Raw genomic sequence first — 26,479 nt, 5'->3', positions numbered from 1 at the left:
AAGCGTGCAGTTGCTTATTTCTACTATTATCCACATTAAATGAGATTTTTCTTCTTGGACATAGATCTAGTTATGGTCTTTGTTCTCCCCGTTCATCATCATATAATTCAACCATATTTTTGGGCTTTTGTATATGTTTTATAGTCAAATTGCTCTTACAATTTATCACCTTTACGAAGTCAAGTATAGTGGGCTATTGACGATGTGAAATAAAAAGGACTATTGTGCTGAGATAAATGACAGTTTCCAAGACGGACCTTTTCACATAGTTTAGTTATATAAAAGATTATATAACTAAAATGAAGAAAGGGGTGATCAATATTGTTTATCTATCCTTGTGAAGGACGGGTGTCGTCAGCATATCGTACAAGCCATAGGCCAGACCATCATGGTGTAGATTTTGCCCAATCTGGAAAGGTTTCAATTGTTGCAGCCGCTGACGGTACTGTTAGTCGATCATATATATCAACGAGCTATGGTGAAGTTGTTTTTTTAGTTCATCATATCGAAGGACAAATCTGGGAAACTGTTTACGCCCATATGCGTAGTGGATCTCGAAAAGTCAAGCAAGGTGATTACGTGAAGCAAGGAGAACATCTAGGTTATATGGGTAATACTGGTCAATCTACAGGTCAACATCTACACTTCGAGTTGCATAAAGGAAGATGGGATCTTAATAAGACAAATGCCGTCAATCCATTAGCGTTTTTAAGTAAAAAAGTAGAAGAGGAGGAAAGCTCAATGAAACTACAAAAATGGCAATATGAGGAACTTGCAAAAACGTATGAGATTTCCTATAAAAAGGGAATTTTGACAAGTGATAAATGGCATAAAAAAGCTAGGAAACAGGATATAACTATCGATGAAATAGCTTTTCTAAATGCAGTAATTATGGGACGTATGATAAAATAGTTAAATAATCCCACTATGTATAAAGAACTCAATTATTTAATAGAAATTAGAAAAGGCTGCTTTCGAATTAACTGTTACTTTTTCGTATGAACTAAACTCGTAGCTTACGAGGTATCTTTTTTTCTTTGTTTATTATCACATGGATTGTAGTTTTTCGTACGATAAATAAACATACCAACTAGCGAAGGTAGTACCTTTTCTACACTAAAAAAATCATAGACTAATATAACTCTCTTCTTGTCATCTGTTTGTAAGTGAAAGTAATAAATTGTTCGATAAGAGTCATTAAGAAAGCAGGTGAAAAAGGAGCATTTTCAGAAGATCACATGTACCAATAATATATTGTAAGGGGTGGAAGTATGGTGATTGAAATTAAAAAGATGATAGATGTCGATTTTAGAGATTTTGCAAAAATTTCAGTTAATGCGTATCCGGGGTTTTATGATTCTTCTGTAAACAAAATAAAGCAATTAGAAGAAAAATTTATAGAGTTGCAGAGTATTGAATCTTCAAAAGTATTTTATGGTGCATTTAAAGATCAAAGAGCTGTAGGTGGCATGAGATTATATGATTACAAGCTGACGCTATTTTCGTCTCAAATAAACGCAGGTGGAATTGGCTCAGTTGCCGTTGATCTATTACATAAAAAAGAAAAAATAGGTAAGGATTTAATATCCTTTTCATTACAACACTTTAGAGAAAAAGGCTTTCCACTTGCAGTTCTATATCCGTTTCGTCCAGATTTTTATAAAAAAATGGGTTTTGGATATGGTACAAAAACGAATCAATATCGAATTCAACCCCATAGCTTTCCGAAAGGAAGGTCGAAGAAGCATCTCCAATTTGTTGATGCCTCTGAAACTACCGAGTTACTAGACTGCTATAATAGAGTCGCGAAAATGACTCACGGCATGATACAGAAAAATTACAATGACGCAGCTAGTATATTTAAAAAAGAAGGAAATAGCATTATTGGGTATAAAGAAGAAGGATCAATTAGAGGTTATCTTGTTTTTACATTTAACAAAATAGACAAGAACAACTTTCTACTAAATAATTTAATTATTGAAGAAATTATATATGAAAACACAGAAGTTCTTCAAGAGCTCTTAACCTTTCTAAATAGCCAAATGGATCAAGTCAATGAAGTCATTGTTCATACTCAAGATGAATATTTCCATTACTTACTAAAAGACGTTCGGAACGGTACGAATCATATCATGCCTCATGTGTATCATGAAAGCAATGTCCAAGGTGTAGGCATAATGTATAGAGTAATTAATACGAAGGCTATATTCCAACAGTTAAGTAGCCATAATTTTAATAATGCGAATTGTAAATTGAAGATAACTATTAATGACGACTTCCTTAAAGAAAATGAAGGTAGTGTTAACTTATATTTTGAAGACGGCAAAGTAAAAGTGATGGAAGAAAGTGAGTATGACGTAGAAATATCATTACATGTTTCAGAATTTACATCAATGCTTGTTGGTTCTATTCCTTTTAAGCAACTACTTAGCTATGGATTAGTGAGCATATCTGATTCAACTTATGTAGAAACGGTTAATAGAATTTTTGCTACAGATCAAAAACCAATGTGTATAACAAAATTTTAGCTAATATTCATTATATATTGTTACAGGCTAGCCAGTATGAGGTCAGCCTGTTTTTTGTAGGGAAATACTTTCATTGACGTATGTGAAAAAAAGAACGTATAATGTATTCGAAAGCGTTTTCGTTATACATAAACTTCAATAATGACACTGAAAGTAGATTTAAAATATGATACTAAAAGGGCAGGTGAAAGACTGCTATAACAATAAAAGCATTCAATATTTCATGGAATTAAGTGTCACGAAATAAATGAGCTACTCATCCATTTAATATCAATGGCATTTGTCTTAGCACTTATCCATGAATCGAAAAGCTTGTTTTGTGTAGCAGGATAAGATGAATTATAAAGCAAATGAAAACAGATACGATACGATGATTTATCGCAGGTGTGGCAAGACCGGTTTGAAGTTACCTGCTGTTTCCCTAGGGTTATGGCATAATTTTGGTGGAGTTGATGATTATGATAATGCTAAAGCGATGGTTACACGAGCATTTGATTTAGGAATTACTCACTTTGATCTTGCTAACAACTACGGTCCCCCAGCAGGGAGTGCTGAAGAAACACTAGGTAAAATTTTGCAGACGGAATTAAAGGATTATAGAGATGAATTAATTATTTCAACTAAGGCAGGTTACGGTATGTGGCCAGGCCCTTATGGTGATTTTGGATCAAGAAAATATTTAATTGCTAGCCTGGATCAAAGCTTAAAAAGACTAGGGGTAGACTACGTAGATGTCTTTTATTCACATCGTCCAGATCCTGAAACTTCTATTGAAGAGACGATGATGGCTCTTGATTCAATTGTTCGACAAGGAAAAGCATTGTATGTAGGGTTATCCAATTATGATGCCCTCCAAACATCTCAAGCACTTGAGGTACTGAAGGATTTAAAAACACCAATTGTTCTTCATCAACCAGCATATTCAATGTTGAATCGTTGGGTTGAACATGGGTTGTTAGATGTTAATGAAAGAGCTGGTATTGGAACGATCATCTTCCAACCATTGGCACAGGGTGTCTTAACTGACAGGTATTTGCAAGGTATTCCTAGTGATTCTCGTGCTGCTAGTGAAAGTGTATTTTTAAATGAACAAGATATTAATGATAAAAGAGTTAATATGGTGGTCCAACTTAATAATATTGCCAAAAATCGTGGGCAAAGTTTAGCGCAACTTGCAATTTCTTGGGCTTTACGTGATGAGCGAGTGACTTCCGCACTGATTGGTGCCAGTCGAGTAGCTCAAATCGAAGATAATGTTAAAGCACTTAACCATCTTTCATTTAGTGAAGAAGAATTAACTGAAATTGAAGCTATTTTACAACAAAATAGCTAAGTTTGGACAGTAAATGAAGAAGTTTGGACAGTAACCGAAGAAGTTTGGATAGTAAGTGAAGAAGTTTGGATAGTAAGTGAAGAAGTTTGGACAGTAACCGAAGAAGTTTGGACAGTAAAACCTGAATTTTGAACAGAAGAGCACATGAAAAAGGGTTCTAACCATCAATTAGCGGGTTAGAACCCTTTCATTTATGTTTTGGAGAAATACCTTCTGATTATCTGTACATTGTCCATTTCCCGATGTCAACAAAGCCAAGCTTTTTATAAATCCGTCCTGCACTTGGGTTATCGTAAAAAAGACAAAGTGCTTTTCCTTCTTTTAATAAGTCTTTACATAACACTTTCATCACTTCAGTAGCATAGCCTCTATTTCGGTAGTCTTTATGAGTACAAACACCAACGATCATTGCTGATATCGAATTTTCTGCCGTAGTTGATGCAGAGGCAATCATTTGACCGTTCTTTTTCAGTACATATGTGCGACCCGTACCTGATTCCATTGTTTTTACAAGCATTTCTTTTGCATTTGATGGCGTTACAAATTCTTCAATATCACTCCTTAATGCAATGATCCCATCGGCATCTTCAATTGTTGCAAGAGAAATTTCTGATTGAAAATGAAGTTCTCCTAGCTGATCATCTGTTACACATTCACAAAAAAACATATTTTGTTTTTTTCCTAGCTTTAAGCCCTCAATATTTTCAAACTGACATGTGACTTCAGACTTACCTGATAGAGATTGTACATTATTATGTTTCTTAATAATTTGAACAAAACCCTCTACATCAAACTCATGTTTGGCATAGGGAATATAGTATTGGTAATAACGAAGTAAAACAGCGATTAGTTGATTGGTTTCATCGAATTCTCCCCAAATATCTTGGAAGTCTTGTTCGTACCCGAAAGCTTCGATATCCCCGATAAGAAATAAGTTAAAAGAAGCTTCCTCTTTTAGAAAAGAAAATACTTGTTTGTGGTCATTAGACTTCAATTTTCGAATCATTGTTCTTCTCCTCAATAATAAAATTTGGTAAACAACGAATAATAATTATGAATATACTAGCATGGTTTTTATACCCAAACAATGGCCACCATAAGAAAATGATGTTTAATTTGCCTTGACATATGATTGACACAAAGACAGCTTATAGTAAACATGTGACAAATAAATTGTCCAACAATTGAAGGAGGAATGTTAAAAATGAAAAAAATTGGTTTGTTAGCCTTAGCTGGAGCAATAACATTGGGAGGAGTGAGCGCTACTAGTGTTTTTGCAAAATATGATAGTAACGTAAAATACTTTAATAAAGATCATTTTCAAGAAAAATGGAATGAGCTTAGTGATGAAGAGAAATTAGCAAAGCTAACAGAGCGAGCAGAGCAGCAAGGGATTGACGTAGAAGGCAAAACATTAGAAGAAATCCAAGACTTATTGAAGGAACAACGTGAACAACAACTGTTCGAACGAGCAGAAGAATTAGGTATTGATACAGAAGGCAAAACTGTAGATGAAGTATTGGAATTAGTGAAGGAGCAAGCTCCACACCATAAAGGGAAAAGAATGAACAAAGAAAAGTTCCAAGAAAAATGGAATGAGCTTAGTGATGAAGAAAAAATGGCAAAGCTAACAGAGCGAGCAGAGCAGCTAGGAATTGATGTAGAAGGCAAAACATTAGAAGAAATCCAAGACTTGTTGAAGGAACAACGTGAACAAAAGCTGTTCGAACGAGCAGAAGAATTAGGTATTGATACAGAAGGTAAAACTGTGGATGAAGTAATAGAATTAGTGAAGGAACAAGCTCCACCTCATAAAGGTAAAAGAATGAACAAAGAAAAGCTTCAAGAAAAATGGAATGAGCTTAGTGATGAAGAAAAAATGGCAAAGCTAACAGAGCGAGCAGGGCAGCTAGGAATTGACGTAGAAGGCAAAACATTAGAAGAAATTCAAGACTTGTTGAAGGAACAACGTGAACAAAAGCTGTTCGAACGAGCAGAAGAATTAGGTATTGATACAGAAGGTAAAACTGTGGATGAAGTAATAGAATTAGTGAAGGAACAAGCTCCACACCATAAAGGTAAAAGGATGAATAAAGAAAAGTTCCAAGAAAAATGGAATGAGCTTAGTGATGAAGAAAAAGAGGCAAAGTTATTAGAAAAAGCTGAGCAGCTAGGAATTGACGTAGAAGGAAAATCACTAGAAGAAATCCAAGGGTTACTAAAAGAACAACGCCAGCAAAGAATAATTCAACGAGCAGAAGAATTAGGTATTGATACAGAAGGTAAAACAGTTGAGGAAATCAAAGAATTACTGAAGGAAGCACGTCAAAGCTCTGGAAATTAAGTGGTGAAAAACCGCCATTGTGTTTTAATGGCGGTTTTTTCTATGTTGCTCAAATCAGCTTAACTGACATCCACTCCAATCAAGTGTGAAGGTCTAATAGTGTGAGGTGTTCAGTCAATTATTAATTGATAAAATAATACATCTTGCCAACTGTCAAACTTGTAACCAACTTCTTTAAAGGAGCCAATAAATTCAAAGCCGAATTTTTCATGAAGCTTAATGCTATTATCATTTCCTTTTGTGATACCAGAAATGATAACATGAAAACCCATTTGTTTAGCTCTTTGTAAAATTTCATTTACTAACTTTGTGGCCACTCCATGTCCTCGCGTATTTTCATCTACATATACTGATAATTCAACCGTTTTAGCGTAAGCTGCTTTTTCTCTAAATGCTGATAGGCAACAATAACCAACAACCTTATTTTCAATCGTAGCTACAATTAGAGGATAATCACTTCCATATTTAGAAAACCATTGTTGTCTTTGTTCGAGTGTCTCCTCTGTTAAATCAAAAGTTGCAGTTGTATTTATAATTGCTTGATTGTAAATCTTTAATATACTCAAAAGGTCGTCTTGGTGTGCATCTCTAATAATAACCATCGTCTACTCCTTATTATAAAATTACAAGAATGTGTATATAGTACGTAATATATTGCTATATTATGATGATTATTGGATTTTTTCAAGATGATAATGAGTGTGCAAAAAGAAACAACAAAATTTTATTAGGAAAATAATTCGAAATAATCAAATTTCATTGTAAATGAATGAGTATTCATTTACAATGAAATTACCAGTATTTATATTGGTATTTTAATAAAGGGGTGGAATATATGGCTGTAAAAGAAGAGTTGAAAAATCTTTCTGACAAAATTAATGAAAATCCTGAACACATTGAAGGGCTTGATTATGTTTATCAATTTCAAGTATCTGGCGAAGATGAAGGGGCGTATCAAGTAGCATTTTCAAATGGAGAGCTATCATACAATGAAGGTGAAGCTGAAGATCCATCTTGTACAATTCAGTTATCTGGAGAAAATCTAGTAAAGCTAATACACGGTAAATTGAATGCAACATCAGCTTTCATGATGGGCCAACTAAAAATCAAGGGAGATTTATCTCTTGCATTAAAACTACAGTCAATTCTACAAAAATATCAATAATAACAAGAGTAACGCCTTCATTTACATTGTAATGAGGTGTTACTCTTTTTGATTGCTTTTCCTGTTTCCACAAGTTTTTACTGTTGTATGAAGAACATCTTTTATAAACACCTTTGATCAAAATTTTTTATAAAAATGGCATACTACTTCCCAATAAAAGAATCCATTTATCTACTTGCGACATATCTATTATCACCTTTTAGAGTATTCAAGAATCTAATTGACATTACATTAAATTTATCTGGTTGATCAACGTTCACAACATGACCACTATCCTCGATAATTTCAAGCTGCGCATGATTGCTCTTCTTCACTACTTCCTCTACTGGAAGTAAGAACATATAATCTTCTTGTCCCATGATATACAAGGTAGGAATATCCAACTCATTTTCTTCAAACTGCACCAACAATGGAACTACATCCTTCGTTAACTTAAACCACTTAACAAATTCTTTTTGACATAGCTTCTTTGCTTGATTAACAAAAAGCAACCGAGATTCCTTATGTCTTTTTTTAGGCATTAAACACCAAGCAAATAATTTATATAACCACATATAAGGAACAACTTTTTTCCCTACATTCCCCAAGAACATTAAGGTTTTTACACGGGTGTTTAACCGTATAACAGCACCACCCAAAATCATAGTTTTAACTCTATTGGGCTCAATTTCTGCAATATTTCTAATTAATATCGACCCTAATGATATACCCACAAAATGTGCATCTTTAATGTTTAAGTCATTTAATACCTCAATAATATCTAAACTTACATCGGAAAAAGAGTAATTTCTTTTCAAAATCCCTCTATCTTTTGACTTTCCGTGTCCCCTTAAATCTATTAGTAATACATTAAAGTGCTCCTTAAATGCTTTTAACTGTTTATACCATACTGTTGAACTTCCTCCCGCACCATGAATAAAAACCACCCAATCATGAGCGTCGCTTAATTTAAATCTCTTAGAATAAAGCATTATCCAACAACACCTTTCACAAAATACAGTTTAATGGAAAATAAAAAACCACAAGCTACAGTACACCCCAATGTACTGTTTGTTTTGTGGTTCTTCCACTTTCTTATGAAATTTGAGTATACGAGTCATTACGAATTTAACAAAGCAATCCTTATACTTTTTCCATTGTTACAAAGGAATAATGGATTCCCTGGTTTTCATCATAATGTTTTTCTTCTTCGGTAACTATGAACCCTTTAGGGACTTCAAAAAATGCATCGCCTTCTATAACTAAATCCACTTTAGTTAAATATATTTTATCAACATAAGGGCTAAATAATTTATATACTTCACCACCGCCGATAACAATATTTTCTTTATCAACAGGTAAATACTTCATGATCTCATCAATAGAATGATAGACATGACATCCTTCTTGTTGATAATTTCTTTCTCTTGTTAAAATATAATTCTCCCTGTTTGGAAGAGGTTTCCCAATCGAATCAAATGTTTTCCTACCCATAATTACGTTTTTGCCTGTAGTTTTGCTCTTAAAATATTTTAAGTCATTTGATAGATTCCAAGGGAGTTTGTTATCTACACCAATTACTCCGTTTTTACTTACAGCGACAATAAATGAAAAACTCACTTATGAACACCCTTTCTAAATTCCAAGAGTCCAATCGCCTACTTGTCAAATTACTATTATTCTAGCAAAGGATAGACTATTTGACGAATTGAAAAAAATTACAAAAAAATTCAGCTTCTACCTAGATCTTCCTTTTGAGAAAGAAAAACTCTAACTTAGTTTGTTAACTGAAGCGGGTTGGAATTACAAATCATTCAAATCTTGAAGTACATCGAAATCATTATTTTTGTTTTCCAACCCTTTACTACCATCTTCATTTTCTACAAATATTCCTGTTTGGAATTCATATCTGTTATTTAACCAAACGATATTTTCAGCAACCATTGCTAGGAATGTAGAAATCACCAATCCATAATAAGTAATCTTATAGAAACCGGAGTTATTTTTATCAACATAACATTGGGAGCAGAAGGAGGATAACCTTATAGCAACCCTAACCTTTCTTTTATGGTACATATATGATTAAACGTTATTGCTAACCAACAGAAAAGAAACTATATGTACATGCTTTAATTTTATTAGTAGCAAAACACTGTTCAACGCAAAAACAGCCGAGCCCAATAATATCTTAAGTAGGTATTATTAGTCCGGCTTTATATGAGCTACTGTAGATGACTACCTATTCACATCCATCTACACTACAATTCATCCCAGTTGAAGCTGTTTTAGCAGTTGCTAATTGTTTATTAATAGCACGTTCAATTGATTCTGATGATTGCACACCTGATAGCTGCTGATCTCCTATTTGGATTGTTGGTACTGCATGGATATTCGCTTCTCTATAAGCGTGCTGAAGTTGCTTTTGATGAACTTGCTCATATTTTCTTGAAACGAGTGATTCTTTAAATTCATTTGCATCAAGACCAATATTTTCAGCAATTGAAGTTAATATTTCAACATCACCTATATCTTGTTCAAGTTGCCAAAAGGCACGGAATACTGCGTCAGCATACTCATTTCCCTTACCTCTTTCTTTTGCAAACTGCAAGCCTTCGTGTGTTAAATGAGTTCGAGGGTGTGGAGACATTTCGGGTAAGACCATTTCTACACCGATACGGTCAGAGAGAGGCTTTACTGAATGTTGCCATCCTGTTTGAATATAATTGCTTTCTGGTCTAAGTGGTTCGCTATTTCCTGGACGCAGTTCATATGGCATCCATTCGATTTCAACATCTTTGCCACTCGTTGCTTCTAAAAGTGGTTTTTTTGCTAAGAAACAAAACGGACAAACAAAATCTGAATATACTTTCATCTTTACAGTCATTTTTTCACCTTCATTTATAATTTTTTTACATATAATGTCTTAGTAAGTATACAATGAAGGCTTTAAATATGCTAACGATATACATGTTAACTATTGTTGAGAGTTTTCTTCAATATTAGAATATCCATATACGGGGTAGTGATCAGAAAATTCATTGTACTTATTTATAATTGCAGTCCATGTTGGTGATTTAACATTAAGCACTTCATTAGTCCAAAAATCAGGTTGTTTATGATTTTTTTCTGTGAATATATAGTCTAAATACCTTGGCTCCCCATCAGGAAATTTATAGGCAACGATTTCATTTGTTTCCGGATCAAATGTTGAGCTATGTCCAGTAAATTGTGTAGGTTCGTTGACATTTAAAGTATTAATCAAAGATTGATACTCATCAACATTATACCGGTTTACATTAAAATCACCGCCGATAAACAGTACTTCATCTAAGGGAATGTCCTTATCTGCAATAAATTCTGCTATTTCTTGGAACTGTGTTTTTCGAATTCTATTTGCCTCATCAGTGCCACAGCCGGTATCATCAGCTTGGGCATGAGTACCTATAATATGATAATAATCGTCTTCTTTTTCAACCTTCACATAAACAAATCCTTTGTTAGCTAAATAATCTACACCACAGCCTTCTTCAAATACATATTGAACTTGCTCAAGAATTGGCCATTTAGAAATAATTGCTACACCCCCATCTTCAGGAACTATATTCGAGTAATTACCTAGTGTTTCATCCCAACCATCTTTACTCCTTCCTAAAACAGGAGTTTGAAACGGGTACTCTTCCGCTATGTTATTAAGTAATATTTTCGAAGAGTTATTATCATATAGCTCATTAAATATGATTGCATCCTGATCTTTTATGTAGTCTGCCTCACTAATAAAAGTCGCACGATCTTTTTGTCCCCAGCTGGAAGCATAAGTAGGCATAAGAAAAACATTATGTTGTAACAATTTAAAATCATTTGGATAATGATTTGAAGCGTATGATTGATGAAAATTGATCGTCATTCCAACTAACATAGCGCAAAATAACAGTGTGATATACTTTTTCAATTGTCTAGCCTCCAGTTTTTTAATATGCTGTTTTTTATAGATAGTTGTAGTTGTTTTACGTACTAATAAATAAACACGAACACAACTAAATTTCTGTACACCTTTTCTTTTATAAATCGATGACTGTACGACTTCTTTAACTTTTAGTTATTGAACGACGGCAACAAGGTTTAGGAAAAAAGCCTACTATTATGTTTGTTTGCGTATACGTAAACTCATTAGAATAGTTAGATAGCAAGTTGATGAAATTTTTTTGTTTTCTATGTGTCTAACAGATAGTAGGGAAATATACACAAAATAAAGAGACGGCATAACATATCTGTTATCCGTCTAAAATTTTTTAGTACAATAAAATTTGAGTTTCAAATAATATCTACTATGAAGGGTTATTTACTTTTGATTCTTTCAATGAACTAAACCAGCCATCTAGTGACCATTGTTTACTTCCATTAATTGCTAAATATAATGCCATAGCTAGCAACGCAAGGTCTAATTCATAGCCAGCCATAGATCCATTACCCGTAAAACCAACATCGAGTTTTACTTTAAAAATTGCTACAATCATAATAATGCATAGGAGACTGCCTGCAATTCTTGTTCCTAAGCCCAATATGAGTGCAGCACCCCCGATTACTTCAACTAATGCTACAACATAAGCAAAAAAACCAGCTATCCCCATACCGTCAAACCAAGTTGAAACCTGATCAATTCCTGTTTGAAACTTGTCAAGCCCATGAATAAAAAAAGTAATACCTAAAACGATCCGTAAAATGATTGCACCTAACTCATGTTTGTTTGTCACGGTAATCCTCCATTCCTAAATTTTATAGTCAAATAAGAGAGATAAGCCTACGCTACATTATATTTTGCTGATAATTGATTATGACAATGGGACATGCTTAAAAATCATTTTCATCATTTAGAATAAAGCTGATGTAACAACTAGAAATGATTTTTATTCAAGTCTTGGAATAACAACAACGAAGTAATAAAAAAACGAAAAGAATTCGTGAATTTGTTTCGTAAAATTAAGATGAACAGTTGAGGGAAAAGCCTAGATTAGTAGCTAAAAAAGCCTTTACAAATTTTAAAAAACTGTTAATCTTAAACTATGGAAACGCTTAATATTCTTATAAATACTATATAATTTACGAAACTATTCGGAGGAGGATGGTAACTAAAAAAATGAACAAAGGTATAAAATAGTCTAATATCAAATATGTTGATTATTCTTATTGGCTGTTCTCGTATAGGTTGTTGTTTACACGTATACAAAGTAATTTAGTACGTCTTTCTTCTATAATACGATGACTGTTGAGTAAAACGACATCTTTATTTGCCATTTTGGGAACTATAGCAAGTTTACGAAAAGAGCCTTCTTTATTAGACTACACTTTTTATTAACATTTTGACGTTTTCTCCTAGATTTTATTTATGTCAGTATTACTGACAATCATATTAGAAAAGGGAACTGGCTATGAAAGTAACTATTAAAGATATTGCAAAAATGGCAGGTGTCTCACCAGCAACTGTATCGAAAATTATTAACAATTATAAGGATGTAGGTGAAGAGACACGACAAAAAGTGCTTGATATTATGGAACAAACGGGTTATCGTCCATCTTATTCGGCTAGATCTCTTGCAATGCAAACGTCTAACATTATCGGAGTCATTTACGCAGGTAACGTTAATGCTGATTTTAATCATCCATTCTTTATTGAGGTCATGAACTCCTTTAAAAAGTCTATTGGATCATTAGGATATGATTTACTATTTTTTTCTAATGAAAAATTTAATGGTGGTAACGAAAATTATTTAGAAAGATGTCGTCACTATCAAGTAGATGGTTGCATTGTGATTAGTGGAGAAGAAATACAATCCTCTATACTTGATTTAGTTAAAAGTGAGATACCATGTATTGGTGTTGATTTGCAATTAGATGGCAAACGTTCTTCTTATATTATGAGCAACAATGTAAAAGTAGGAAAAAAGGTAGTAGAGCACTTTTATTTATTGGGGTATAGAGATATAGGTTTCATAGGTGGAATTAAAAATTCTCCTGTCACAACTTATCGTTTGGAAGGATTTAAGAAAAAGATGGCTGACTTTGGGTTAGTTGAAAATGAAGACTGGGTTACCTACGGAGATTATTTTGAGGAAAGTGGCTACCAATGTATGCTGAAGATGTTACAAGCGCAAACATTACCTAGAGCAATATTTGCGGCTTCTGATTTGATGGCATTTGGAGCACTAAGAGCTGTTAAAGAAAGAGGGTTACGTGTGCCAGAAGATATTGCGATTGTTGGGTGCGATGATATCGATGCATGTAAATACACTGAGCCTCCATTAACATCTATTAAGCAAGACAAGAATAAGATAGGTAAATTAGCTGCCTATATGCTAGTAGATTTAATAGAAGATCATGTCCAATCAACTAACTTAATGGTCGAACCAGAACTTGTCATTCGGAAATCTTGTGGCTCTCATTTGGCAGAACATTAATTGATGTTCTGCTTTTCTTTGATCAGTTTCATGTGAATTTAAAATAATTTAAGCTCTATCTAGCCACTTAAGAAAGCTATATGAACGAGAGAAGGACTTTTATGAAAAAAATATCATTCATTGCAATTATTATGTTTATCATTATAAGTTTCGTTTATATAAAAGATTTATTGAGCGGTGGAGGGGAGTTAATGAACTTGGACAATGGGTACGCTAAAGGCATGAATATAAATAACTTAATGATAGCAGTTGAAGCTGGCTCTACACATGGCTCAACGAAAGTGATTGTTAATCCTGAGAAAGGTAACCATTTGGTTGTACTCATTTCACAGGACAAAGTGTTAGAACGAAGTGAAGGGGAGTTCGTTCCGACTGGGAAAATGTCCATTAATCCATACCAATCTGGTGACGATATTTCAGGTGTGGATGCCAGCATTAATAAATACATAGCTGTATATGAAGCAAATGAAAGGAATCAAGTCGTGAAAGCCGCATTAGTTCAGCTAAATAAAGACCAAATCTCTCCTGAAAAGTGGGATTTAGTATGGGCTGATGAGTTTGATGGTGAAGACGTAGATGTCAGTAAATGGAATCACGTTGAAGCTGGGAATGGATTTGGTAATAATGAACTACAGTTTTACACATCAAGGCAAAAGAACGCACGTTTAGATGGGGAGGGTAATTTAGTTATTGAAGCCCATATGGAAAACTATGAACATAGGGAGTATACTTCAGCCAAACTAACAACTGAAGGTAAAGGTGACTGGACATATGGCAAATTTGAAATTCGTGCGAAATTGCCAGAAGGACAAGGGATTTGGCCTGCCATTTGGATGATGCCAACCGATTATGAATTGTATGGGAAATGGCCTTCATCCGGTGAGATTGATATTATGGAGCTGTTGGGTCATAAACCAGGAACTGTGCACGGAACAATTCATTACGGTGTACCTTGGACGCATACTGGGGGTTTTTTTACATTGCCGAATGAGGAAAAATTTTCTGATGATTTTCATGTTTTCTCCATTGTATGGGAACCAGGTGAAATACGTTGGTATGTTGATGGCATTTTATATTTAAAACAAAAGAAGTGGTTTTCTAAATTGCAAGATGCAAATGCAGATTTTAACTATCCGGCACCATTTAATCGTGATTTTTATATACAGCTTAATTTAGCTGTAGGTGGGAACTGGCCAGGTAGCCCAGATGAAACAACTTTGTTTCCGCAACAATTTCTAATAGATTACATACGAGTGTATCAATTGGATGGAGAGTATAGACAAGTTGATAGAAACATACAAAGTCGTTACTGATTTACATTACAATTTTGATCCTACTAATGTACTTCTTAAGATTTCTAAACCGTTTTCGACTTTTTTCTTTATTTTAATATATAAATAGCGTTCTTTTTTTGATAGTAGGTAATTTTACTATATTTTTTTTGAAAAAATGACTTTACAAGTAGGCATTTTTGAGTAATAATGAAATTGTAACGAAACCGCTTTCAGTGATGGAAGCAGAAAACATAGTATTTTATACACAAATTATATTTGAGGGGGAGAAACATGAGTAAGAAAGTGTTTTCTAAATTTGCAATGTTTACTTTAGCTATTGCACTTATTTTTAGTGTTGCTGCTTGTTCTGGAAATGATAGCGCTTCTAATGGCTCTAACGAGGGTACAAGTAATGAAACAACATCTAATGAAGGTAAGGAAGAAGAGAGCAAAGATAAAGTTACATTAAAAATGTTAGGTTGGACGAATAAAGCGGTAAATGATTATATTACAGAACTTAACGAAGCATTCATGGAAGAAAATCCTGAGGTTGAAATTGAATACACAGTTACTGCATCAGACGATGTATACAGACAATTAATGCAATCTAGATTAGCTGCTGAAGACGTAGATATTTTCCCTAACTTATCTGGATTTATCTTGTCTCCACAAGAGTGGTCACCAGGAGCAGATACACCAAACTGGCAAGAGTGGATTGAAGCTGGGCAAATAGCAGATTTAACTGGTGAAGCTTTCTTAGATCACTATAACGCTTCTGATATCGAAAATGGCGGTATGTTTGACGGTAAAGTGTATGGTGTTCCAGTAGGTACAACTGCATTTTCTGGTTTATACTATAACAAAGATATTTTTGCAGAACACGGTTTAGAAGTTCCAACAACTTGGGATGAATTCGTAAACGTATTAGACACATTACAAGATAATGGTGTAACACCACTTGCGTTTGGTGGAAAAGACACTTGGCCTTTAGCAATCACTGTTCAAGGTTTACAAGCTTCAATCTTTGATGATCAATTAGAATTCATTCAAGGTTTATGGACAGGTGATAATAAATTTACTGATCCTTTAGCATTAGAAGTATTAGAAAAAGCACAAAAGATGATGGATTATGCAATCACAGGCTTTATGGGAATTGATTATGCTACATTGCCTTCATTATTTACATCAGGTCAAGTAGCGATGATGGGTGATGGTGCTTGGAAAGCGCCAGAATTAACTAAAGATTTTCCTGATTTGAATTTCGGATATTTCCCAGTACCTGGAAATGATGATCCTGCGAAAAATCAAAGTCTAGCAGGAAAATATGATATGACTTATTTAATTCCAGAAAATGCACCAAATAAAGAATATGCAATAAAATGGATGGAGTTTTTCTCTGAGCCAGAAAATTACACAGAATTTATTAATGCTTCAGGAATGCTACCAGTACAACCTAATGTTGTAGCTGATAGTGAATTTATTAATGAAATATCTCCATATTTACAAGAGTTCAAACTTGGTTGGGAACAATTGTTCATTAATAGACCAAACATAGGTGAACATCTTGATAATGCCGGTGTTCATGTTGAATATATTGCACCAGGTGGACCAATCAAATCAGCTCAAGAATTAGCGGAAATTCAACAACAAGAATGGGAAGCGGCTGAACAAAACTAAGCCTTTCTATAATATAACTGCTACTTAAGGGCCTGAAATCAGGCCCTTAAGTTATCCCAAAACTACAAGCTATTGAAGCTCGTGAGGTGAGATTTATGTACCCTTTTGGAAAAGGGAGGTCTAGACTTTATCCATATCTCTTTCTACTACTTCCTTTATTATTATATGTTACTTTTTTATTTGGCCCTTCAGTTTTCACGGTGATTTTTTCATTTACTGACATTACTAACGTGCCAGGACAAAGTTTTTCGTTTATTGGACTAGACAATTATAAGGAAATATTTTTCTCTTCGAACACTCCTGAGAGATATGAAGCAATATGGAGAACAATATATTTCGCAGTTGTTGTAACAATTGTACAAAATTCAGTTGGTTTACTAATGGCTTTAGTATTAAATCAAAAGTTAAAAGGCGATAAGTTCTTTAGATCAGTATTTTTTATCCCAGTATTGTTAGGGGTAACAGTTGTTGGACTAATTTGGCAACTAATGTTTAACCCAATTAATGGACCAGTTCAAAAATTATACGGCTTATTTGACTATGCAGACACATTCTTCGGAAGTTTCGAACATGCCTTTGAGTATATTATCTTTGTACAAATTTGGATGTATATGGGTTATTCGATGCTCATTTTCCTTGCTGGATTACAAACTGTTCCAAAGGATCTATATGAAGCAGCCTATATTGATGGTGCTAATAGCTGGCAGTCATTTAAAAACATTACTTTCCCAATGATCGCTCCAGCATTTACAGTTAATATATTACTATCGATTATTGGAGCACTTCAAACTTATGACATTATTATCGTTTTAACACGAGGAAACTTTAATACGAGTACGATAGGCTTCGATGTTTATAATGAAACCTTCAGAAGTGATTCTGTAGAATTAGGTTTACCAGCAGCTTTATCGATGATTCAATTTTTAATCGTTCTCATATTTGTTGTTGTGTCGCAACATTATTTACGAAAGAGAGAGGTGGGATAAGTTTATGAAAACATCAAAAACAATTAAATTGTTAAGTTATTCCACAGTATTTATTATGTTAGTTCTATATCTTGTACCACTTCTCTTAGTTGTAAATACAGCTTTTAAGACAAATCCAGAGTTTATTATTAGTCCGAACTCAATTGCAGAAAACTTTAATTTTCAAAACTTTTTAGATGCATGGCAACAAGGATCCTTTTCGACATACGTATGGAATACCTTACTGTATACAGGTGTCTCGACTGTTATCGTTATCATCTTTTCCATATTTGCTGCATTTCCAATTGCAAGAGGTTATGTTAAATGGAGCGGATTATTGTATATTTTCTTTACGATGTCAATGTTCTTACCAAACCCGCTCGTTCCTCAGTTTAGATTGATGGTTGAGACAGGGCTATATAATACTCAGCTTGGTTATATCTTAATTCGTTCAACAGGATTTGGAGTCGTTTTCATTCTGTTTGTTGGTTATATTAAATCGATTAGTAAGGAATTAGATGAAGCAGCAAGTATTGATGGATGTGGCTACGGTAGATATATGTTTTCGGTCATCATGCCATTAATGAAGCCGATTATCGCTACAGGAATCGTATTAACTGCCATTGGAACATGGAATGATTTGCTAGGGCCAATCCTCTACTTATCAGATAGTAAACTTTGGTCAATTTCAGCAGGTTTACTAAATTTCCAAGGGCAATATGGTAATAACTGGCCATTGCTATCATGTGGTATTTTAATTGTGGCAGCACCACTATTAATCTTGTATATCTTCCTTCAAAAATATATTATTGAAGGTACGATGTCTGGAGCTGTAAAATCATAACGAGAGGTAGGAGTGCATCCTACCTTTTTGTATATTAAAGGATGTTTTCGCATAGAAAGTTGTTTTTCATAATAAAATTTAATCACTTATACAACTAGATTTCGTGGCATCTTTTCTAATAGAAAACAATGACCATCTTTCGAATTTGGTAATTATGGCAACAAAGTTTACGGAAAGAGCCTTAATAATAGCAGGTTTTAATATCTTTTATTACCCTACGTAAATGAAAATAATTATTATGCTTGTCCACGCTAGTTCTTCGACTTAAGTGAGTAACGGTACTTTAGCCTTCCAAAGGTGAGACAATTCTAATTAAACATATAACCAAAATTGGTAAGTTTGTTTTGATAAGGGGATAACTATTGTAACGCATCTATTTTAGGATGGTTCCGAAAAAAATTCGGAAATTTAGTTATATTGGAAAAAGCTGAAATATCAATATTTTTTTATGGAAAATTGTATAGAACCCCTTTACATTATCATGAAAACCGTCGATAATTATACTATAAACCGAAAGCGGTTTCGCTGCTCTGGTAAAGGGTTAATAATTGTAACGAATATGGAAATTGTAATAGATTATGAGACTCTTTTTCGAATACTGAAAACTGCATAAGATGGTGAAGACAACAAGATGACCTTTTGCTAAAAAGATTTGTATTCTATGGCAACAATAGGTCGTTTAATGAAAGAGGAGATGAATATAATGTTAGCACAAAAATCATTCCCTAAAGGCTTTGTTTGGGGAACAGCTACTTCTTCTTATCAAATTGAAGGAGCCACTGAAATAGACGGACGTTCAGAATCGATTTGGGATACCTTTTGTAGGGTACCTGGTAAGGTTGTAAATGGAGAAAATGGTGACATCGCATGTGATCATTACCATAAAATTGAAGAAGATGTGAAATTACTCGCAGATTTAGGCATCAAACATTACCGATTTTCTGTTGCATGGCCTAGAATATTTCCGGAAAAATCAGTTGTAAATCGAGCTGGTTTAGATTTTTATAAACGCTTATTGGCTGAGTTGAAAAAATACGATATTAAACCTGCATTAACTATTTATCATTGGGATTTGCCTCAATGGCTTCAAGATGAAGGTGGTTGGGTTAATAGAAACATAGTTGATTATTATATGGAGTATGCTACTACTCTATTCAATGAGTTTGGTACTGAAGTACCAATGTGGTTCACGCACAATGAGCCGTGGTGTGCAGCATTTTTAGGATATGGTGAAGGTGTCCATGCACCTGGACATCAAAATTGGAGAGAGGCGATTATTGCGTCCCACCATATCTTTTTATCACATGGCTTAGCGGTACAGAAATATAAAGAAATGAACCTACCTGGCGAAATAGGGATTGTACTAAATCTTCAGCCTGCTTACGCTGCAACTAATTCTGAAGAGGATATTGCAGCAACAAAAAGACAAGATGGTTATAGTAATCGCTGGTTCTTGGATCCAATTTTTTACGGTAAGTACCCTACTGATATGCTTGAATGGTTTAAAAGTGAAGTTGGTGAATATGACTTCATTAAAGAAAATGATTTAGCTACAATCAATAACCCAGGTGACTTTCTTGCGGTCAATTTTTATAGTCGGTCAGTTGTTGCAGCTGGAGAAGAAAACCAACTATTAAAGCTAAATCACATCCCGCAAGAGGGTGAGCATACAGATATGGGATGGGAAGTACACCCTGAATCATTATATGTATTACTAAAACGTCTGCAGTCTGAATATACTGAGCTACCAATCTACATCGCTGAAAATGGTGCTGCTATGAAAGATGAGTTAGTGGCAGGAGTAGTTGATGATAAGGACCGTATTGCTTATGTTCAATCACATCTTGAAGCATCCCACCGCTTCATTGAAGAAGGTGGAAATTTAAAGGGATACTATTTATGGTCATTTATGGACAATTTTGAGTGGGCATTTGGTTATGAAAAACGTTTTGGTATGGTATATGTTGATTATAAAACACAACAGCGTATCCCGAAGGAAAGTGCTAAATGGTTTACAGAAGTTATGAAAGAAAATGCCATCGTACAACCGGTATTAAAATAACTTAACATTATATTACTGATAGAAAGCAGGAACGTATTGGATTTAACAATATGTTTCTGCTTTTTTTGTTGGCTGTGTATTTATGGTTATTCCATTCAAACCGATCGGGCCAAAAGTAGCTTCATTGAATTTTATGATATACCTTTTTACTTACATAGATGATATTGTGACAAAGACATAAGCGATTGTAACCATAAAAATAGTACCAACCAAACCTGCAATAAAAGCTTTTATTCCATACAAACGGAATGACTGTGTATTAATCATAAGACCGAGGGCTGCCATTGCTGTTCCTATAAGAATATACGCAACCACTACTAGAAAATCACTTATTTGAACAGGTATTCTAATAAACGTATTTAATATGCTCATAGATAAAAAGCCTATGATAAACCAAGGAAATGGTAGCCTATTTCCTGCCGAATTATTATTAGTCATACGATACATGTGACCTATGATAATTGCAATTGGAACCAATAACAGTACACGAGTAAGCTTAATAATGACCGCAATATCCGTGGCGGATTTACCACGAACATCTGCGGCAGCAACTACATGTGCTAACTCATGAAGTGATAAACCAGACAGTATTCCATATTGGATATCTGATAAAGGCAACTTAGCTGAAATAAGTACAAATATAAGTGTAAATAAAGTTCCTAATAATGCTATTACAGCAATACTAATCGTAATTTGGTCATTTTTTGCCCTCATCTGTGGAGCAATTGCTACAATTGCGGCTGCCCCGCAAATTCCTGTCCCACAAGCAGTTAATAATCCAATATTGTTATCTACATTCACTCTTTTACTAATCACCATTATTACAATAATCGTAATAACAACAATGGTTATTAATCCAGTTAGAACGTTTGTTCCTATCTCGATAATTGATTTTATATTAAGACGAATCCCAAGAAGTATAATACCTAAGCGCAGAAGTTTTTTGCTAGAAAATTCAATTCCATATGAGTAATCTTGTTCAACTCCTAAAACTAAGCGCCACATCATCCCTAATATTAGTGCTATGACTAATGCACCTACCATTTCTAAATATGGTAGAGTCGCTAGAAATTTAGCAACAGTTGCAAGTATAAATGTTAAAAAAACTCCAATTAAAAATGGTCGATTATTTTCCTTTATACGTGATTTTCTGTGAATTTGCGGCTGATTTTCTTGCAGTAATGTCAAAAGGACCACCTCATTTCTTAAACCCATCTTACGTTGATAAAAAGAAAAGGGGAAATGAGATATTATTATGATGATCATAGGAAATTCTAATAACAGCGTAGCCTTCTTCTACAAGTGTGTACATGAATTAACTACATATGATAAAAGCTGATATTACATAAATTATTTTAACTGCTTAGTTTTACAAAATCTTGTATAGTTGTAATAAGTTAAATGCTGTTACAATCTTCTAGCATTTTAAACTTTCAGTTCAAAGTAAAGTGAGGACAAGAGATGAATATTGATGCGTTAAAAATTTTTGTTACAGTAGCAAAATACAAAAACTTTTCTCGAGCTGCTGAACATTTAAACTTTTCACAACCGACTATTAGTTTACATATACGCAATTTAGAAGAAGAATTTAACGAACAGCTTCTTTATCGTTCGCCAAAATATGTTGAATTAACAAAGGCTGGTAAAGTGTTGTATAGAAACGCAAATAAAATTTTAACGTTGTATAGCAATACGAAAGATGAGATTAATCATTTAAGTAATATTGTAAGTGGAAGCATAAAGATCGGAGCGAGTTATACAATTGGAGAATATTTATTACCGAAGTATTTAGCGCAGTTTACATCTGCACACCCAGATGTTGATATTGAAGTTATGATAAAAAATACAGAAGAAATAACAGAGTTAATAAGACAAGCTCGTTTAGATATAGGACTGATAGAAGGTAAGATCGTAAACAATGATCTTGTTGTAAAGCCCTTTTTAGAGGATGAAATGGTTCTTGTTACATCTCCTTCATCACCAATCGCTTCAAAAGATGATATTTTACCAACTCAGCTTAATAATCAAACTTGGATATTTCGAGAGATTGGCTCTGGAACTCGAGCATATAGTGATTATTTAATCAAAGAATGGAATTTATCAATTATGCGCTCTTACATATTTAATTCAAGTCAAGGGATTAAGGAAGCGGTTCTGAATAATCTTGGTATAGCCGTTCTGTCACATATTATAGTGGAAAAAGAATTAGAACGTGGTGAACTCGTAGCGATTTCAATAAATAAAGCACATTTCACAAGAACGCTATCATTTATTCATCAAACCAGTCATTCATTTTCTATGGCTGAACGAGTTTTTGTGAATGAGATTTTAGAAAAATAGGAATATGATAATTGTTCATATGAAAGATATATCGGATTATCTAGTAGAAATGAAGATATATCTTTATTTTTTTATAGTGTGTCTTTATAATGTTTAACAAATACTAAACATTTAGTATTAAATGTTTAGTTAAATGGAGGAGTGATTAAATGACACGAACAATGGTACTTGGGCTTCTTAAAGCTAATGGACCAATGTCAGGTTACGAAATTCAACGAATGATGGAATCATCGAATACAGAAATGTGGGCAAATGTGAAGCCTGCTTCCATTTACCATGCATTGAAAAAACTACAAAAAGAAGAAAAGGTTGAATTAGAGACAGTTGAACAAACAGGCTTAAGAACGAAGTCCATTTTTAGAATTACAACGAAAGGAGAAGCTGAATTAAATCGTTTACTCATTGAGTCATTGACAACATCTTCAGTAGTATTTCCGACAGCTTTATATACATCGTTAACGTTTATAGAAAATATTTCAAATGATGAAATATTATTATCATTGGAAAAACAGAAAAACGAAGTCATTTATATTTATGAAACGATGAAGTCAGGCTATGAAGAGAAAGAAAAAATGATTGGGTCTATACCACATCAAGTGAAAATAATATTTGAAAATATGTATAGCCAATGTGAATTGCAACTGAAATGTATTAATGACATGATCGAGTTTGCGAGGGGAGGAAAAAAGAGTGGTAAAGAACAAGCAAAAAACATCAAATAAAACTGTGCTATTCATCGTGTCAATGGCGATATTTACCGATATGTTAATGTATGGTTTAGTTGTACCATTTCTACCCATTTATGCTACTGATCTAGGAGCATCTCAATCTTTCGTAGGTATATTGTTTGCTAGTTATGCTATTGCTTTATTCATAGCTACCCCATTTTCTGGAGCCTTGGCAGATCGAATTGGAAGGAAGAAAATGATTACGATAGGGCTGCTAGGCTTAGGGGTAACTACAATAGTATTTGCAATGTCTACAACTTTGTGGCTCCTTGTTGTTGCACGTGCTTTGCAAGGTGTTGCTGCTTCAATTCCTTGGTCTGCAGGGCTTGCGTTTGTTGCGGATGTTTTCCCAAGTGAAGAACGGGGGAAAGCGATGGGTATAGCTATATCAGGTCAATCAGCTGGCGTATTATTTGGCCCTCTATTTGGCGGCTGGCTATTTGAATTAGGTGGATATAAGTTGCCTTTTTTTGTGGCTGGTGGGATCAGCTTATTAACAGCTCTTCTTAGCTTATTTTGTCTTCGGAGTATAACAGAGACAAAATCTGAGCGGTTCGTTTCATCTTTTGGCATACTTCGTCAAAGACAAATTGTTATCATCGCAGGAATCGCAGCAATAGGTGCAGCAGTTTTTGCGAGTATTGAGCCAACTTTACCGTTACACATAACAAATAACTTACAGGCCTCACCAGGAATGATTGGATTACTCTTCGTTATTCCACCACTATTTTATGGAATAATAGCACCTATTATTGGGATTGTGTCTACTAAAATAGGACATGTGAAATCGGTCATGTTCGGTATTGTACTAGTTGCAGTTGTATTACCGTTAAATGCTCTGCCACAATCCATCGGGTATCAAGCTGTCACACTTGCCTTGTTAGGAGTTAGCCTTGGAATCGTACTTACACCAGCTCTTCCTAAATTGGCTGATATATCAGAACAGGCCGGTGTTACTTCACAAGGTATCATATTCGCAGTGTTCAATACTGCATATTCGTTTGGTATGATTGTTGGTCCATTAATGGCTAGCTTATTGACTGCATCCTTTGGACTTACGATCGCATATGCAACGATAAGTATTCTCTTCCTTATATACTTAATTCCTTTATACAAACTTTCAAATACTCATTCTAAAGAGGTTAATACAACATGAATAAGAGGGGGGAACGAATGAGTTATTCAAAGGTATTAAGCGAGTTTAATATAATAGAAGGCGTCCACGAGAATGAACATCGTATTATTATTCAGGTAGCCAAAAAGAATCATCCCTCACATTGTCCGTATTGTCTGTTAATGGCTAACTTATATAAATATGGAACTAGAAAACAAATGATTGTCGATATCCCTATTCGTTCAAAACAAGTAATTTTAGAGATTAACAGGAAAAGGTATAAGTGTAAAGAATGCTTTACAAGCTTTTGGGAACCTTTAGAAAGTGTTGATCAAAGAAGACTGATGACGACAAGGCTTGTGAAATTTATAGAAAGGGAGACTATGAAAAATAAATTTATAGACGTCGCTAGAGCAATAGGAGTGAATGAGAAAACGGTAAGAAACGTCCATAAAGATTATGTGAAAGACAAAGAGACTCATTAGCAAAAAAGAATGAAAGGTGATTCTAGGGATTAAATAGTATGTGAAAAAGCCTATTCTTTTTAAGAAGGCTCTTTTTTTGTTGTTATTGAGCCTACTTTAGACATCACAACCAATATTATGAAATTGACCCTCATTTTATATGTGAGAATTGCCACGAAAACTTTATTTATACGTATTTATTTCTTAGTACAATACACAGCCAATAAAAAAGATTACCAATACATAATTCCACAGTGAAAATATCTACGAGGCTACGAATAGAGCCATAAATATTGCTTTATAGCGCTTGAAATGATTAATGGAAAGGTATAACTACTTAATCCATAGATTATACCTTCTTAGTTTAATAGCAAGTATTGATATAAGTAACTAACTTAGATGTACTAAGTTAGTTACCTTCTATAACATCTGAAAAATTTCTAGAAGCGATCCAGGTGATCAAGTAGCTTAATAAACTACTGCTGAAAAAAATGATGAACCCTGGAAAGGTACTTGAAATGAAGTATATGCCAATTACTCCAAGTGCCATCATAATAGTTCTAATTGGATGTAGGATGCCTATAGAAAATGCACGTTGAATATATTGGAATATATTTAATTCATAATGAGCATATATAGGAAATAGATTTAGAATTGTTATGATAAATAATGCAGTTAGTAGCAATGTACTTCCAAGTAAGATAATACCTAAAGCACTATTAAGCGATTTCACGTATACATAATCTATGTATAACCCAAACCCTAAGACAATTAGTAAAAAACCTAACATATTTGCCTTCAAGAAATCACTTCGAAAATAACTCCAAAAAGTCTTAAAAATAGGGATGTCTATATCGCCTTGAATCCACTTTCTGGAGATAGAGAACATCGCGGTTGTCGCAGGGAAAATGCCCAAAAAAACTAAACCAACTAATGAAAATAAAATCCAATAAAGATTAAGTAGTATGAATCGTGTAATCCACTCGGTTATCGTATAGATCCTCTCCATGTTATGTAACCCTCTTTCTTCAAGGCTGTTTTCGCTTTGATGGTTGTTAAAATACGTATACTACTTTTCTTCTACAAAGCGATGACAAAAAGCAGTAACCAAATATTCGATAAGAGCCTTCTTTAAATATCAGTCAAAAATTCAATAATTTTTGTACATATTATTTAGTATAGAATTTCAGCCTTTAATCAGTCAATAAAC

At 34.0% G+C, this 26,479-nt stretch carries 24 protein-coding genes and 1 pseudogene; 15 read left to right on the top strand and 10 right to left on the bottom strand.

The annotated features are described in order from the left end of the window. Positions 1-318: 318 nt before the first annotated feature. The 3 genes and pseudogenes from SLH52_RS05235 to mgrA form a co-directional block, all read left to right on the top strand. A pseudogene (locus tag SLH52_RS05235) lies at positions 319-717 on the top strand (M23 family metallopeptidase); the annotation flags it as partial. Between the two features lie 554 nt (positions 718-1,271). Beyond that, positions 1,272-2,528 (top strand): enhanced intracellular survival protein Eis, encoded by a 1,257-nt coding sequence (eis, locus tag SLH52_RS05230; protein WP_320208231.1) that lies wholly within the window; start codon positions 1,272-1,274, stop codon positions 2,526-2,528. Between the two features lie 334 nt (positions 2,529-2,862). Further along, complete coding sequence (gene mgrA, locus SLH52_RS05225; protein ID WP_320208230.1) at positions 2,863-3,861, top strand: L-glyceraldehyde 3-phosphate reductase; 999 nt, start codon at positions 2,863-2,865, stop codon at positions 3,859-3,861. Between the two features lie 217 nt (positions 3,862-4,078). On the opposite strand, the gene SLH52_RS05220 is transcribed toward mgrA, so the two are convergent. Then, positions 4,079-4,867, bottom strand: coding sequence for a GNAT family N-acetyltransferase (locus tag SLH52_RS05220; protein ID WP_320208229.1), 789 nt, complete (start codon positions 4,865-4,867; stop codon positions 4,079-4,081). 198 nt (positions 4,868-5,065) lie between these two features. On the opposite strand from SLH52_RS05220, the gene SLH52_RS05215 reads away from it, so the two are divergent. Beyond that, a complete protein-coding gene (locus tag SLH52_RS05215) occupies positions 5,066-6,205 on the top strand; it encodes a hypothetical protein (RefSeq protein ID WP_320208228.1) in 1,140 nt (379 codons plus the stop codon). A 110-nt stretch (positions 6,206-6,315) separates the two neighbouring features. Here the strand turns inward: SLH52_RS05215 and SLH52_RS05210 are convergent, their stop codons facing one another. Beyond that, a complete protein-coding gene (locus tag SLH52_RS05210; RefSeq protein WP_320208227.1) occupies positions 6,316-6,807 on the bottom strand; it encodes an N-acetyltransferase family protein in 492 nt (163 codons plus the stop codon). 233 nt (positions 6,808-7,040) lie between these two features. Here SLH52_RS05210 and SLH52_RS05205 point away from each other — a divergent pair, with 233 nt between their 5' ends. Further along, on the top strand, positions 7,041-7,370 hold the full coding sequence (locus SLH52_RS05205) for an SCP2 sterol-binding domain-containing protein (RefSeq protein ID WP_320208226.1): 330 nt from the start codon (positions 7,041-7,043) through the stop codon (positions 7,368-7,370). 167 nt (positions 7,371-7,537) lie between these two features. Here SLH52_RS05205 and SLH52_RS05200 read toward each other — a convergent pair whose 3' ends face one another. The 6 genes from SLH52_RS05200 to SLH52_RS05175 form a co-directional block, all read right to left on the bottom strand. Continuing rightward, positions 7,538-8,341, bottom strand: coding sequence for an alpha/beta hydrolase (locus SLH52_RS05200; protein ID WP_320208225.1), 804 nt, complete (start codon positions 8,339-8,341; stop codon positions 7,538-7,540). A gap of 151 nt (positions 8,342-8,492) precedes the next feature. After that, on the bottom strand, positions 8,493-8,969 hold the full coding sequence (locus tag SLH52_RS05195) for a dihydrofolate reductase (RefSeq protein ID WP_320208224.1): 477 nt from the start codon (positions 8,967-8,969) through the stop codon (positions 8,493-8,495). Positions 8,970-9,152: 183 nt separating this feature from the next. After that, positions 9,153-9,314 (bottom strand): hypothetical protein, encoded by a 162-nt coding sequence (locus tag SLH52_RS05190; RefSeq protein ID WP_320208223.1) that lies wholly within the window; start codon positions 9,312-9,314, stop codon positions 9,153-9,155. Between the two features lie 274 nt (positions 9,315-9,588). Next, positions 9,589-10,233, bottom strand: coding sequence for a DsbA family oxidoreductase (locus tag SLH52_RS05185; RefSeq protein WP_320208222.1), 645 nt, complete (start codon positions 10,231-10,233; stop codon positions 9,589-9,591). Between the two features lie 90 nt (positions 10,234-10,323). Beyond that, on the bottom strand, positions 10,324-11,298 hold the full coding sequence (gene sph, locus SLH52_RS05180) for a sphingomyelin phosphodiesterase (protein ID WP_320208221.1): 975 nt from the start codon (positions 11,296-11,298) through the stop codon (positions 10,324-10,326). Positions 11,299-11,674: 376 nt separating this feature from the next. Beyond that, positions 11,675-12,100: a DoxX family protein gene (locus SLH52_RS05175; protein ID WP_320208220.1), complete on the bottom strand. Its 426-nt coding sequence runs from the start codon at positions 12,098-12,100 to the stop codon at positions 11,675-11,677. Between the two features lie 675 nt (positions 12,101-12,775). On the opposite strand from SLH52_RS05175, the gene SLH52_RS05170 reads away from it, so the two are divergent. The 6 genes from SLH52_RS05170 to SLH52_RS05145 all read left to right on the top strand — a co-directional run bounded on the left by SLH52_RS05170 (position 12,776) and on the right by SLH52_RS05145 (position 20,623). Then, positions 12,776-13,801: a LacI family DNA-binding transcriptional regulator gene (locus tag SLH52_RS05170; RefSeq protein WP_320208219.1), complete on the top strand. Its 1,026-nt coding sequence runs from the start codon at positions 12,776-12,778 to the stop codon at positions 13,799-13,801. A 101-nt stretch (positions 13,802-13,902) separates the two neighbouring features. Continuing rightward, entirely contained in the window at positions 13,903-15,114 is a 1,212-nt protein-coding gene (locus tag SLH52_RS05165) for a family 16 glycosylhydrolase (protein WP_320208218.1), read from the top strand. Positions 15,115-15,366: 252 nt separating this feature from the next. Further along, the gene (locus tag SLH52_RS05160) at positions 15,367-16,752 is read left to right on the top strand and encodes an ABC transporter substrate-binding protein (RefSeq protein WP_320208217.1); all 1,386 of its coding nucleotides are present in this window, start codon (positions 15,367-15,369) and stop codon (positions 16,750-16,752) included. 95 nt (positions 16,753-16,847) lie between these two features. Further along, a complete protein-coding gene (locus SLH52_RS05155) occupies positions 16,848-17,738 on the top strand; it encodes a sugar ABC transporter permease (RefSeq protein ID WP_320208216.1) in 891 nt (296 codons plus the stop codon). A gap of 4 nt (positions 17,739-17,742) precedes the next feature. Next, entirely contained in the window at positions 17,743-18,561 is an 819-nt protein-coding gene (locus tag SLH52_RS05150; RefSeq protein WP_320208215.1) for a carbohydrate ABC transporter permease, read from the top strand. 703 nt (positions 18,562-19,264) lie between these two features. Beyond that, positions 19,265-20,623, top strand: a complete 1,359-nt coding sequence (locus tag SLH52_RS05145; RefSeq protein ID WP_320208214.1) for a GH1 family beta-glucosidase — start codon at positions 19,265-19,267, stop codon at positions 20,621-20,623. A gap of 150 nt (positions 20,624-20,773) precedes the next feature. Here SLH52_RS05145 and SLH52_RS05140 read toward each other — a convergent pair whose 3' ends face one another. Continuing rightward, positions 20,774-21,811 (bottom strand): YeiH family protein, encoded by a 1,038-nt coding sequence (locus SLH52_RS05140; protein WP_320208213.1) that lies wholly within the window; start codon positions 21,809-21,811, stop codon positions 20,774-20,776. 273 nt (positions 21,812-22,084) lie between these two features. On the opposite strand from SLH52_RS05140, the gene SLH52_RS05135 reads away from it, so the two are divergent. From SLH52_RS05135 to SLH52_RS05120, 4 genes are all read left to right on the top strand, one after another. Beyond that, a complete protein-coding gene (locus SLH52_RS05135) occupies positions 22,085-22,963 on the top strand; it encodes a LysR family transcriptional regulator (protein WP_320208212.1) in 879 nt (292 codons plus the stop codon). Positions 22,964-23,112: 149 nt separating this feature from the next. Beyond that, positions 23,113-23,685 carry a PadR family transcriptional regulator gene (locus tag SLH52_RS05130; protein WP_320208211.1) on the top strand — a complete coding sequence of 191 codons (573 nt, stop codon included), beginning with the start codon at positions 23,113-23,115 and terminating at the stop codon, positions 23,683-23,685. Next, the gene (locus SLH52_RS05125; RefSeq protein ID WP_320208210.1) at positions 23,654-24,847 is read left to right on the top strand and encodes an MFS transporter; all 1,194 of its coding nucleotides are present in this window, start codon (positions 23,654-23,656) and stop codon (positions 24,845-24,847) included. Before SLH52_RS05130 ends, SLH52_RS05125 begins: the two co-directional genes overlap by 32 nt. A gap of 17 nt (positions 24,848-24,864) precedes the next feature. Continuing rightward, positions 24,865-25,290 carry a transposase family protein gene (locus SLH52_RS05120; RefSeq protein WP_320208209.1) on the top strand — a complete coding sequence of 142 codons (426 nt, stop codon included), beginning with the start codon at positions 24,865-24,867 and terminating at the stop codon, positions 25,288-25,290. A gap of 388 nt (positions 25,291-25,678) precedes the next feature. Here SLH52_RS05120 and SLH52_RS05115 read toward each other — a convergent pair whose 3' ends face one another. Beyond that, positions 25,679-26,278, bottom strand: coding sequence for a YesL family protein (locus tag SLH52_RS05115; protein WP_320208208.1), 600 nt, complete (start codon positions 26,276-26,278; stop codon positions 25,679-25,681). Positions 26,279-26,479: the final 201 nt, after the last annotated feature.

It is taken from the genome of Cytobacillus sp. IB215665 (genome assembly GCF_033963835.1).
Classification (GTDB): Bacteria; Bacillota; Bacilli; order Bacillales; family SM2101; genus Nanhaiella.
This window is presented reverse-complemented; position numbering and strand designations above follow the sequence as displayed.

Excerpts from the sequence above, each read along its gene's own strand:
- eis (WP_320208231.1), top strand. The coding sequence starts at position 1,272 with ATGGTGATTGAAATTAAAAAGATGATAGATGTCGATTTTAGAGATTTT.
- mgrA (WP_320208230.1), top strand. The coding sequence starts at position 2,863 with ATGAATTATAAAGCAAATGAAAACAGATACGATACGATGATTTATCGC.
- SLH52_RS05220 (WP_320208229.1), bottom strand. The coding sequence starts at position 4,867 with ATGATTCGAAAATTGAAGTCTAATGACCACAAACAAGTATTTTCTTTT.
- SLH52_RS05215 (WP_320208228.1), top strand. The coding sequence starts at position 5,066 with ATGAAAAAAATTGGTTTGTTAGCCTTAGCTGGAGCAATAACATTGGGA.
- SLH52_RS05210 (WP_320208227.1), bottom strand. The coding sequence starts at position 6,807 with ATGGTTATTATTAGAGATGCACACCAAGACGACCTTTTGAGTATATTA.
- SLH52_RS05205 (WP_320208226.1), top strand. The coding sequence starts at position 7,041 with ATGGCTGTAAAAGAAGAGTTGAAAAATCTTTCTGACAAAATTAATGAA.
- SLH52_RS05200 (WP_320208225.1), bottom strand. The coding sequence starts at position 8,341 with ATGCTTTATTCTAAGAGATTTAAATTAAGCGACGCTCATGATTGGGTG.
- SLH52_RS05185 (WP_320208222.1), bottom strand. The coding sequence starts at position 10,233 with ATGACTGTAAAGATGAAAGTATATTCAGATTTTGTTTGTCCGTTTTGT.
- SLH52_RS05170 (WP_320208219.1), top strand. The coding sequence starts at position 12,776 with ATGAAAGTAACTATTAAAGATATTGCAAAAATGGCAGGTGTCTCACCA.
- SLH52_RS05165 (WP_320208218.1), top strand. The coding sequence starts at position 13,903 with ATGAAAAAAATATCATTCATTGCAATTATTATGTTTATCATTATAAGT.
- SLH52_RS05160 (WP_320208217.1), top strand. The coding sequence starts at position 15,367 with ATGAGTAAGAAAGTGTTTTCTAAATTTGCAATGTTTACTTTAGCTATT.
- SLH52_RS05155 (WP_320208216.1), top strand. The coding sequence starts at position 16,848 with ATGTACCCTTTTGGAAAAGGGAGGTCTAGACTTTATCCATATCTCTTT.
- SLH52_RS05150 (WP_320208215.1), top strand. The coding sequence starts at position 17,743 with ATGAAAACATCAAAAACAATTAAATTGTTAAGTTATTCCACAGTATTT.
- SLH52_RS05145 (WP_320208214.1), top strand. The coding sequence starts at position 19,265 with ATGTTAGCACAAAAATCATTCCCTAAAGGCTTTGTTTGGGGAACAGCT.
- SLH52_RS05135 (WP_320208212.1), top strand. The coding sequence starts at position 22,085 with ATGAATATTGATGCGTTAAAAATTTTTGTTACAGTAGCAAAATACAAA.
- SLH52_RS05130 (WP_320208211.1), top strand. The coding sequence starts at position 23,113 with ATGACACGAACAATGGTACTTGGGCTTCTTAAAGCTAATGGACCAATG.
- SLH52_RS05120 (WP_320208209.1), top strand. The coding sequence starts at position 24,865 with ATGAGTTATTCAAAGGTATTAAGCGAGTTTAATATAATAGAAGGCGTC.
- SLH52_RS05115 (WP_320208208.1), bottom strand. The coding sequence starts at position 26,278 with ATGGAGAGGATCTATACGATAACCGAGTGGATTACACGATTCATACTA.